9 protein-coding genes and 1 pseudogene are annotated in these 10,600 nt (G+C 68.8%); 1 reads left to right on the top strand and 9 read right to left on the bottom strand.

The features are described from left to right. From ACTB72_RS17670 to ACTB72_RS17630, 9 genes are all read right to left on the bottom strand, one after another. The coding region (locus ACTB72_RS17670; protein WP_463038326.1) for a transposase at positions 1–88 on the bottom strand (88 nt) is incomplete at its 3' end. Between the two features lie 156 nt (positions 89–244). Beyond that, a complete protein-coding gene (locus ACTB72_RS17665) occupies positions 245–934 on the bottom strand; it encodes a response regulator (RefSeq protein WP_463038325.1) in 690 nt (229 codons plus the stop codon). Continuing rightward, entirely contained in the window at positions 931–3,585 is a 2,655-nt protein-coding gene (locus ACTB72_RS17660) for an ATP-binding protein (protein ID WP_463038324.1), read from the bottom strand. Before ACTB72_RS17660 ends, ACTB72_RS17665 begins: the two co-directional genes overlap by 4 nt. A 9-nt stretch (positions 3,586–3,594) precedes the next feature. Further along, a complete protein-coding gene (locus ACTB72_RS17655; protein ID WP_463038323.1) occupies positions 3,595–4,197 on the bottom strand; it encodes a potassium-transporting ATPase subunit C in 603 nt (200 codons plus the stop codon). 25 nt (positions 4,198–4,222) lie between these two features. Next, positions 4,223–5,884, bottom strand: a complete 1,662-nt coding sequence (gene kdpA, locus ACTB72_RS17650; protein ID WP_463038322.1) for a potassium-transporting ATPase subunit KdpA — start codon at positions 5,882–5,884, stop codon at positions 4,223–4,225. Between the two features lie 104 nt (positions 5,885–5,988). Then, positions 5,989–8,001 (bottom strand): potassium-transporting ATPase subunit KdpB, encoded by a 2,013-nt coding sequence (gene kdpB / locus ACTB72_RS17645; RefSeq protein ID WP_463038321.1) that lies wholly within the window; start codon positions 7,999–8,001, stop codon positions 5,989–5,991. A gap of 10 nt (positions 8,002–8,011) precedes the next feature. Next, entirely contained in the window at positions 8,012–8,101 is a 90-nt protein-coding gene (gene kdpF, locus ACTB72_RS17640) for a K(+)-transporting ATPase subunit F (protein WP_080517485.1), read from the bottom strand. Positions 8,102–8,512: 411 nt separating this feature from the next. Beyond that, positions 8,513–9,691, bottom strand: coding sequence for a DSD1 family PLP-dependent enzyme (locus ACTB72_RS17635; RefSeq protein ID WP_463038320.1), 1,179 nt, complete (start codon positions 9,689–9,691; stop codon positions 8,513–8,515). 65 nt (positions 9,692–9,756) lie between these two features. Continuing rightward, a complete protein-coding gene (locus ACTB72_RS17630) occupies positions 9,757–10,209 on the bottom strand; it encodes a YaiI/YqxD family protein (protein ID WP_463038319.1) in 453 nt (150 codons plus the stop codon). Between the two features lie 230 nt (positions 10,210–10,439). Between ACTB72_RS17630 and ACTB72_RS17625 the strand changes: the two are divergent. Beyond that, positions 10,440–10,600: pseudogene (locus ACTB72_RS17625) on the top strand (calcium-binding protein); the annotation flags it as partial.

Raw genomic sequence — 10,600 nt, 5'->3', positions numbered from 1 at the left:
TGCGGCATAGCTCCACCACCCTGGCCCCGGCCTCCTGCTCCCGCAGAACGCCGATGATCTGCTCTTCCGTGAACCTGCTCCGCTTCATCTCCGGTCCCTTCCAGTCGGTCGGGATTCCAGCACGCCGTGGAGGAGAAACAAGGGGTCAGGTCAGCGCTGATCACGTTCATGCCGGCTTCGCGAGGTCGACCGGCCGCAGACGCATGCGCCGGTCCCTGGCCCCGGCCGCAGGGCGACATCCGGATCAGTCGCTGTGAAGCTCCTGAAGCCGGTATCCGACCCCCGGTTCATTCTGGATCAGCACCGGCGCGGCCGGGTCTTCCTCGAGCTTCCTGCGGAGCGCACGAACGGCGACCCGAAGGTATTCGACGTGGATCGTGTGGGCGGAGCCCCAGACTTCGCGGAGCAGGTGCGTATGGGTCAGGACCTTGCCCGGATGGTGGGCGAGCTCCACGAAAAGCCTGAACTCCTTGGGGGTCAGTTTCGCCTCCACGCCGCCCTTGCGGACGGAATGGGCATCGAGATCGACCTCGATCTCTCCGACCTTCAGCTTGCGGCCGCTGCCTTCGGTTTTCTCGGAACGGCGCATGCACGATCTGATCCGCGCCAGCAACTCCTCGCTGTCGAAGGGTTTCGTAACGTAATCGTCTGCTCCAAGGTCCAGCGCGGCGACCTTTTCGCTGGAGGCGTCGCGCGCCGTCAGCACGATGATGGGCACAGCCGCCGCCCTGAAGGCGCCGATGAGTTCAAGTCCATCGCGATCCGGCAGGCCGAGATCGAGAAGCACGAGTTGCGGCCGATGGGATTTCAGGGCGGCGAGCGCCGCCGCCGCGCAATCAGCCTCGAGGGCCGCGTAGCCGCTCCGCTCGATGGCGACCCGCAAAAGCCGGCGGATCGGCGGTTCGTCGTCGACGATCAGGATGTTTTCGCTCACGCCATGTCCTCCATCGAAACCTGGACGATCGCGTCATGGGGCATGCGGATCGTGAAGCGCGACCCGCCGCCCTGGCGTCGGGCGGCCTCGACGGCGAACCCCATCGCCTCGGCGAAGCCCTTGACGATGGCCAGGCCAAGCCCCGATCCGCCGGTGCGGTCCGAGGTCTCGCCCCGTGCGAAGCGGTCGAAGATGCTCTGTTCGCTGCCTTGGGGGATGCCGGGGCCGCGGTCGAGCACGTCGATCACCGGGCCGCGCCGTCCCATCCGCGCGACGATCTCGATCGGTTGGTCCGAGGGCGAATACTTGGCGGCGTTGTCCACCAGGTTGAGAAGCGCGTGGTTCAGCAGCACCGCGTCGGCGCGCACCAGCGGCAGGGTCGGGTCGATCGAGGTCGCAACCTCGCGCCCCGCAAGGGATTTGGACAAGTCGCCCACCGCCGAGGCGATGACGTCGGTGAGATCGGTGGGGACAAGATCGGGCGTGACGGCGCCTTCCTCGATCCGGGTCAGGTCCAGCAGGTCGGAAAGGAACCGGTTCAGCCGGCGGGCCTCGCTGCGCACCGTCTCGACGAGCTCGGCCTCGTCGCCGGTCGCGGACAGCGCCTCGGCCGCGGCCGTCACGGCAGTCAGCGGGGTGCGCAGGTCGTGGCTGAGCGAGGCGAGCAGCGCCGCCCGCAGGCTGTCGCGTTGGCGGACCACCTCCATCTCGCGCATGTCGGTTTCCAGCTTCAGGCGTTCGTGGGCCAGGGCCGCCTGGTCGATCAGGCTTTCGGCCAGCGCGGCGCGCTCCGAGGGAATGGGCTCGCGGCCGGAAGGGCCGCGGAAGCCGAGCACGGCCAGCGTCCCGAGCGCAGTCTTCAGCGGTCTGAACTGCCAGTCGCTGGCGGTCAGGGTATTGGTGCCGATGCCGGCGGCCTCGCCATGCTCCATCGCCCATTCCGCCGCGGCCCGGTCTATGGGGCTGAGCTTCGGCATCGTCTGTCCCGAAGCGGTGATTTCGACGCTGTCGCCGGCGCGGTGCAGCACGATGGTCTGCACCGCCAGCAAGGCGCGCAGTTCTTCACGGATGAGACGTGAGGTTTCCTCCGTGGTGCTGGCCGCGCCGAGCCGCGTGGCGAACTGCGCAAGGCTCGCGTTTTCCCGCGCGCTGCGCATGGCAAGCGCCGCGGCGGCCCGGGCGCGCGCGGCGAGCTGACCGGTGATGACGGCGACGATCACCAGAAGGACCGCCGTAATCAGATTGGCCGGGCTGTAGATGATGAATGTGTAAAACGGCGGCAAGAAGAAGAAGTTGTAGGCCAACCCCGCGGCGATGGCGGCGATGAGGCCCGCACGAAAGCCGTAGAAACTGGAGGTGGCGATGACCGGCACGAGGAAGAGCATGTCGATCGGACCTCGTCCGATCCAGCCCTGAGCGAGCGAGGCGGCCAGCGACAGCGCCGCGACCAGCGCGATGCCGACGACATCCCCGGTCCAGCTTCCACGGGGCAGCAGACGTCGCCAGTCGTGTGTGCGCGCCGGTTCGTCGAAGGGGATGATGTGGATGGCGACGCCGGTGGTGCGGTCGAGGATGTCCTGCACGATCCTGTCGCGTCCGCCGAACAGCCCGCCCCGCCGTCGCGTCTTGCCCAGAACCAGTTGCGTCGCGCGCAGCTTCCGGCATTGCGACAGCATGGCCTCCTGCACCGAGGTGGCGGGCGCCGACTGCAACGTGGCTCCCAGCGACGCCGCCAGAGAAAGGTTCCGGGCCAGTTGCGTCTTTTCCGCGTCGCTGTATCGCGCCGCACGCGGCGTCTCGACGTAAAGCGCGGTGATCGGCGCCTTGAGCGCATCGCCCAGCCGCTTGGCGGCCCGCACGACCTGTTCGCCGCCAGCCGCCGCGGACACCGCGACGAGGATGCGTTGCCCCCCGGCATAGCCGCTGTCCTTGCCGGTGACGCTCTTGTGTTCCTGGATCAGCGCATCGACGTATTGCGCCGCGTGCCGCAGGGCGAGTTCGCGCAGCGCGAGCAGGTTGCCCTTTGAAAAGAAATGATCGAGCGCATGGCGCGCCTGGTCGGGGACATAGACCTTGCCGGCGTCCAGTCGCTTGATCAGGTCCTCGGGCGGCAGGTCGATCAGCTCGATCTCGGCGTTCTCGAACACCTTGTCGGGCACGGTTTCGCGCACGCGGACATGGGTGAAGCTGCCGACGACGTCGTTGAGGCTCTCGACATGCTGGATGTTGACCGTGGTCATCACGTCGATGCCCGCGGCCCGCAGCTCCTCGATATCCTGCCAGCGCTTGGGGTGCCGGCCGCCGGGGGCGTTGGTGTGGGCCAGCTCGTCGACCAGCACGATGTCCGGGCGCCTTTCCAGCACCGCGTCGATGTCCATCTCGGTCAGGGTCTGGCCCTTGTAGGCGATCCGTTTGCGCGGGATCACCGGCAGCGGGTCGATCAGCGCCTCGGTCTCCTTGCGGCCGTGGCTTTCGACGATGCCGACGACCACATCGGTTCCGGCTTCGAGCTTTTCGGCGCCTTCCAGCAGCATCTCGTAGGTTTTCCCGACGCCGGGAGCGGCGCCGAGAAAGATCTTGAGCGTGCCGCGCCCCTCGCGTTGCGCTTCGCGCAGCAGGGCGTAGGGCGAGGGGCGGGCATCATCGGTCATGGCGCTGTCTTACTCCGCGGCCTCGTCGCTTGCCAATTCCGCATCCAGAGCGAGGTTCAGCTCCAGAACGTTGACGATCCGCTCCGGCGTGAAGAACCCGCCCGGCCGTGCGCTCAGTCTGTTGACGATCCCGCGCACCTCGGACGGCGGGACCCCGCGCGCCTCGGCCACGCGGGGGACCTGGAACAGAGCGCCCTCGCGCGAGATATGCGGGTCGAGCCCCGCGCCGGAGGCCGTCACCAGGTCGGCGGGGATCGGGTTCTCCGCGCTTGCGCCGCCATAGGCCGCGATCAGCGCCTCGGCCCGCTCGGCGATTTCGGGGTTGGCGGGCGAGAGGTTGGACCCTCCCGCGCCGGTCCCGTCATAGTCCACCGCCGACGGCCGCGGCCAGAAGTACTGCGGCGCGGCGAACGCCTGCGCGACCTGGCGGCTGCCGATCACCGCGCCGTCCGCCCCGGTGATCAGCGATCCGTTGGCGGTGCCGGGCGTGACCGCCTGCGCAAGACCGAAGATCGCCAGCGCATAGCCCGCGACGCAGATCGCCAGGGTGGCGCCCGTCACCCGCAGGCCGGACATCGCGGCGCCTCGAACGTCATGGAACATGTCGGACATGGTCATGTCTCCTTGTCAGCGCCGGTCAAGGCATCGAGAAATATTCGGCGAGCGGGCCGAGCGCCGCGGCCGGAAGGAAGATGAGCGCACCGAAGATCACGACCGTGAGCCCCAGCATGACGCCGAAGGTCGCATCCTCGACCCCGAGCGTGCCGGCGCTTTCGGCCGCGCGGCGCTTGGTCATCAGGCTGCCGACGATGGCCAGCGGCAGGATGATGGGCAGGAAGCGGGCCAGCAGCATCACCATGCCGGTGGCGAGGTTCCACGGATCCGTGCCGTCGCCCAGACCCTCGAAGCCCGAGCCGTTGTTCGCCGCAGCTGAGGAGAACTCGTAGAGGATCTCTGAAAAGCCGTGCGGGCCCGGGTCCTGCACCGTCGACTGGCCCAGCGACGTGGCGGCGAACAGCGCCGTGCCGCCGAGGATGAAGATGGCATGGGCGAACAGCGCCAGGATGGCCAGCCGCACCTCCTTGGCCTCGATCCGGTGGCCGAGATATTCGGGCGTGCGCCCCACCATCATGCCCGCGACGAAGACCGCGACGACGACGTAGAGGAACATGTTGATCATGCCCACGCCGACGCCCCCGAAGGTCGCGTTCAGCCACATGCCGACCATCGGCATGAGGCCTGTCAGCGGATTGAGGCTGTCATGCATGGCGCCGACCGACCCGTTCGAGGTCGAGGTGGTCAGCACCGCCCAAAGCGGGCCGCCGGCGGCGCCGAACCGCAATTCCTTGCCCTCGAGGTTGCCGGTGGCCGCGGACACGGGCAGGTCGGCGAAGGCCGGGGTCTGCGCGGACTCGAAGGCGACCGAGCCGGTGACCTTGACCAGCAGGAACGCGGCCATCACTGTGAAGATGACGGCGGCGTGTCTGGGCCGCCCGACGATGCGGCCGAACATCCAGACGCAGGCCATCGGGATGAGGATGATCGCGACCATTTGCAGGGCGTTCGTCCAGAAGGTCGCGTTCTCCAGCGGATGCGTCGAGTTGGGGCCGAAAAAGCCTCCGCCATTGGTGCCCAGCTGCTTGATCGCCACGAAGGCCGCGACCGGGCCGCGGGCGATCGTCTGCATCGCGCCTTCCACCGTGGTCGCCACGGCTGCGCCGTCGAACGTCATCGGCACGCCGCCGAGCACGAGGAGCACGGCGACGACGATCGCAAGCGGCAGCAGCACGAGGAAGCTGGCGCGTTGCACGTCGACCATGAAGTTGCCCAGGCTCTCGCGCCCGGCGATGCCGCGGGCCAGCGCCGCGAGCGCCGCGATGCCGGTGGCCGCCGAGACGAATTGCAGCCACATCAGACCGCCGAGCTGGCTGAAATAGCTCATCGAAACCTCCCCGGAATAGTGCTGGAGGTTGGTGTTGGTGGCGAAGGATGCGGCGGTGTTGAACACAAGCGTCGGGTCCAGAGCAGCCTTGCCGTCGGGGTTGAGCGGCAGCCATTGCTGCAGCGCGAGAACCAGGAACGTCACAGTGAACATGATGGCGTTGAACGCCAGCATCGCGAACAGATAGCGCTTCCAGCCCTGTTCTTCGGCCGTGCCGCCGATCCGCCCGAAAAGCGCGGTCAGCCGGGTGGCCTGGCCCGGTTTCGGGTCCATGGCGAATTTCATCCAGGCGCCGAGCGGAAGCGACAGCAAGGCGGTCCCGACGACGATGGTGGCTACGAGAATTACGCTTTCCATGGGGTCAGTCCTCGAACAGGCGGGTCACGGCGCCGATCAAGGCGGCGAAGATCGCGATCCCGAGGAGATAAGCGAGTATGATCATCTTGCGTTTTTCCTTCACGTCACACGAGGCCGACGCCCGACACGACCAGATCGATCAGCTTGATGCCGATGAAGGGCGCGATCAGGCCGCCAAGGCCGTAGATGGCAAGGTTTCGGACAAGCTGCCGTGCGGCGCTCTGCGGGCGATAGGCGACGCCGCGCAGCGCCAGCGGGACCAGCAGCGGGATGATGACCGCGTTGAAGATGATCGCGGACAGGATCGCGCTTTCCGGGCTGGCCAGCTCCATCACGTTCAGCGCTCCGAGACCCGGATAAAGCGCCACGAAGATCGCCGGAAGGATGGCGAAATACTTGGCCACGTCGTTCGAGATCGAGAACGTGGTCAGCGCGCCCCGCGTCATCAGAAGCTGCTTGCCGATCCCCACCACCTCGATCAGCTTGGTGGGGTTGTTGTCGAGGTCGACCATGTTGCCGGCCTCGCGCGCGGCCTGGGTGCCGGTGTTCATGGCCACGCCCACATCGGACTGCGCCAGCGCGGGCGCGTCGTTCGTGCCGTCGCCGCACATGGCGACGAGCTTGCCGCCCGCCTGTTCCTTGCGGATCAGTTCCAGCTTGTCCTCGGGCGTGGCTTCGGCGAGGAAATCGTCGACGCCGGCCTCGGCCGCGATGGCCGCTGCGGTCAGCGGGTTGTCCCCGGTGATCATCACGGTGCGGATGCCCATGCGGCGGAGCTCGGCGAAACGTTCCTTGATCCCGGACTTCACGATGTCCTTGAGGTGAACGGCGCCCAGGAGCCGGGCGCCATCGGCCACGGCCAGCGGCGTGCCGCCGGCGCGTGCGATCCGGTCGGTCAGGGACCGGATCTGCTTCACGGCGTCCTTGTCGAAGTCGTGCAGCTTCAGGACCGCGTCGACAGCGCCCTTGCGGATCCGGCGCTCGCCGATGTCGATGCCGCTGACCCGCGTCTGCGCGGTGAAGCACACGACCTCGGCGCCGGCGGGGGCGGCGTCGCCCTTGCCGGCGAGGGCGACGATCGACCGGCCCTCGGGGGTCTCGTCGCCCAGCGAGGACAGGCGCGCCGCCTCGACCAACTCGCCCTCGCGGACGCCCGACAGCGGCAGGAACTCGGTCGCCTGACGGTCGCCCAGCGTGATGGTGCCGGTCTTGTCCAGCAACAATGTGTCGATGTCGCCCGCCGCCTCGACCGCGCGGCCGGATTTCGCGAGGACGTTGAAGCGGATCAGCCGATCCATCCCCGCGATTCCGATCGCCGACAGCAGCGCCGAAATCGTGGTGGGGATCAGCGCCACGAACAGGGCGACGAGGATCGGCACGGAGATCGACCCGCCGGCATAGGCGGCGAAGGCCGGAAGGGTGCCCACCGCGATCAGGAAGATCAGCGTGAGGCCGGTGAGCAGCACCGTCAGCGCGATCTCGTTCGGGGTCTTGGCGCGGCTCGCGCCCTCGACAAGCGCGATCATCCGGTCGAGGAAGCCTTCGCCCGGCTCGACCGTGACCTTGACCTTGATCCAGTCCGAGATGACCCGCGTGCCCGCCGTGACGGCCGACCGGTCGCCGCCCGCCTCGCGGATGACAGGGGCGGATTCGCCGGTGATCGCCGCCTCGTTGACGGAGGCGACGCCTTCGACCACCTCGCCATCCGCGGGGATCTGGTCGCCCGTCTCGACCAGCACGATGTCGCCCTTGCGCAACTCGCTGGCCGGGACGGCCTTGTGGCTGTCGCCCTTGACGCGCTTGCCCGTCAGTTCCGCCTTGGTGGACCGCAACGAAGCCGCCTGCGCCTTGCCGCGGCCTTCGGCCAGCGCCTCGGCGAAGTTGCCGAAGAGAACCGTCAGCCAGAGCCAGAAGACGATCTGCGCCTCGAAGGCGAACGCGCCGCCGGAGACGACCGAACGGCCCATCAGGACCGTGGTCAGAAGCGCCACGCTGGCGGTCGTGAACATGACCGGGTTTCGGATGAGCTGTCTCGGGGCGAGCTTGACGAAGCTGTCCCGGATCGCCGGCCCGACGAGGCCGGCGGCGAAGATCGACGTGTTTTGCTGTTGTGCCATGGCGGTGCCCTCAGAACCGTTCGGGCCGCAGGAGCACGGCCAGCAGGTAGACGAGAAGCGCCGCGGCGACGATGCCGCCGAGCACGAGATCGAAGCCCATGTATCAAACCTCCGGATACCGTTTCGTGCCGGACATCTGCGCCTGATGGGCGTAAAGGCTCCATGTGAAGTTCAGGGCGCTGAAATAAAATCGGCGTAAAATGCTATTGGAAACAGTAGCTTGTCTGTGGAGGCGTCGCTCTTTCAGAGCCGCCCCCTTCGTCGCTGCCATTGGATCATTGGAGTCGAATGATTTCGCCGCCTGGCCGCCCTCCCGCCCACGGCCCCCCGTGGCCCGCGAATTTGCGCCGGCCGACAACGCCTGCATCGCGGCGTTCCACGAGCGGTTCCTGACGGAGCGCCCGAACCGGCGCGGGTTCCAGAGCCTTGCGGATGTCGGCGAGCCAAAGCCGGGGAGCCGGCGCGATCAGGCGGGGGCTGACCGAAGCATCCCCCAGCCTGTGATCCCGGCCTAAAGCGAACGTCCCCGCGCCGCGACCCGGATCAGCCGTTCCACCCGGCCGCCGCGCAGGCCGACGATCCAGGCGTGCAGGTTCACCGTCGGATCGCAATGGCCCGGCACCAGACGCACCCGGTCGCCGAGGTCGAGACGGTCCTCGGGGTCCTCGATCCGGCCGTGCTCATCCGAGCAGCCGATGACGCGGGCGCCGGGCACGCCCTCGATCCGGGGGGGGCCGCTCTCCAGCGTGGTGACCTTGAGACCGGCGTCGCAGACCGCGCGGCCCGGGCGCTTGGAGATCACCGTGGACAGCAGGAACAGGCTGTTGGCGAAGACGCCGAGGCCCTGGCCGTCGGCCGCCTCCACCCGCTGGTAGTCGGCGTCCATGAACAGATACGACCCGCACTGCATCTCGGTCCAGGCGCCGGACGCGGCCTCGAATTCCCAGGACCCGGTGCCGGCGCCGCCGACCATCGGGCAGGGCAGGCCGAGCGCGTCGAGCGCCCTGAGCGTCGCGCGCACCGCATCCGCCGCGCGCCCGATCGCGGCGCGGCGCGCCTCGGGGTCGTGAATGTGCTGGGCCTGGCCGTGATAGGCCTGCAGGCCGGCGAAGCTGAGCCCCGGCGTCGCGGCGACCTGGGCGGCGAGCGCGGCGGCGGGTTCGCCGGGGTCGGCGCCGCAGAGATGCGTGCCGCAGTCGATCTCGACCGCCATCTCCAGCGTCACGTCATGGCTGAGCGCGGCCGCCGACCAGTCGGCCAGCACGCGGGCGTCGTCGCACATCACGATGATCCGCGCCTGACGGGCGAGCCGTGCTGCGCGCGCCATCTTGCGGGGATCCACGATCTCGTTGGTAACGAACACGTCGCGCACGCCGCCGCGCACCATGGCCTCGGCCTCCGCGATCTTCTGGCAGCAGACGCCGATGGCGCCGCCGATGCGGATCTGCTCCAGTGCCAGCTCCGGCGAGCGGTGGCTCTTGGCATGGGCGCGCAGCTTGACGCCGGCGGCTTCGGCCCGGACGGCCATGGCGCGCAGGTTCGCCTCCATCGCATCCAGATCCACGACCAGCGCCGGGGTCTCGATCTCGTCCTCGGCGGCGCCGGGCAGGGCGGGCACGTCGTAGCCGGGCTCCAGCCCGGGTTCCAGGCCCATCTCGTAGGGCAGGAGGTCGGGGCTGGAGGCGGTCATGGCGATCCTCGGAAGCGCGTGGCGTCGGGGGAGCCTGCCCTCTCCGGCCCGCAGGGCGCAAGGGGTCAGCCTTTGCGTTTCGCCGCCTGCGTCGCCGTTTCCAGTCGGTTGAGGAAATTGGAGCGGTCGGCCCTGGAGAACGGCCGCGGCCCGCCGGTGACGGCGCCGGTTTCGCGCAGCGTCTGCATCAGCTCGCGCTGGGCCAGCGCCATGCCGATGCCGGCCTCGGTGAACGCCTCGCCATTGGGCTTGATCGCCTGGGCGCCGCGTTCCAGGCAGCGGGCGGCGAGCGGGATGTCGTTGGTCACGCAAATGTCGGCGGGCCCGATCCGCTCGGCGATCCAGTCGTCGGCGGCGTCGGCCCCCCCTTGGACGAAGACGGTCGAGACCATGGGGTCGGTCGAGGGCCGGATGCCGCCGTCCGACACCATCAGCGTGCGCAGGCGGTGGCGGGCGGCGACGCGCAGCACTTCGTCGCGCACCGGGCAGGCGTCGGCGTCCACGTAGATCTCGACCATGAGGCGTTCTCCTTTGGTGCGGGACGCGCGCGGCAATCCGAAACAAGGCCCGACCCTGCCGGCCGGTCGCGGCCGGCGCGACGCCTTGATCCGCGCGATCCGGGGCCGGGAGCGGGCTTTTCTTAACTTTCAAGCAACCAAACGCTCCCCATGATCGAGCGCGGCCGGTCGCCGGATGTCGTCCGACCCCCGCCAGAAGCTGCGAAGGGCGCGGACGTCAGGGGAATACCATGCCTGTCTTCAACGACAACAGAGGCGCCGATGTTCTTTCCGGCGGCAGGGAAGGCGACGCGCTCCGGGGGCGGGGCGGGGCGGATGAGCTGGAGGGCGGACGCGGGCGCGACGACATGCGGGGCGGGCGCGGCGACGACGCGCTGCGCGGCGGCGACGG

The organism is Albimonas sp. (assembly GCF_055129145.1).
The sequence above is the reverse complement of the archived record's forward strand: the minus strand, read 5'-3'. Positions and strand labels throughout refer to the sequence as shown.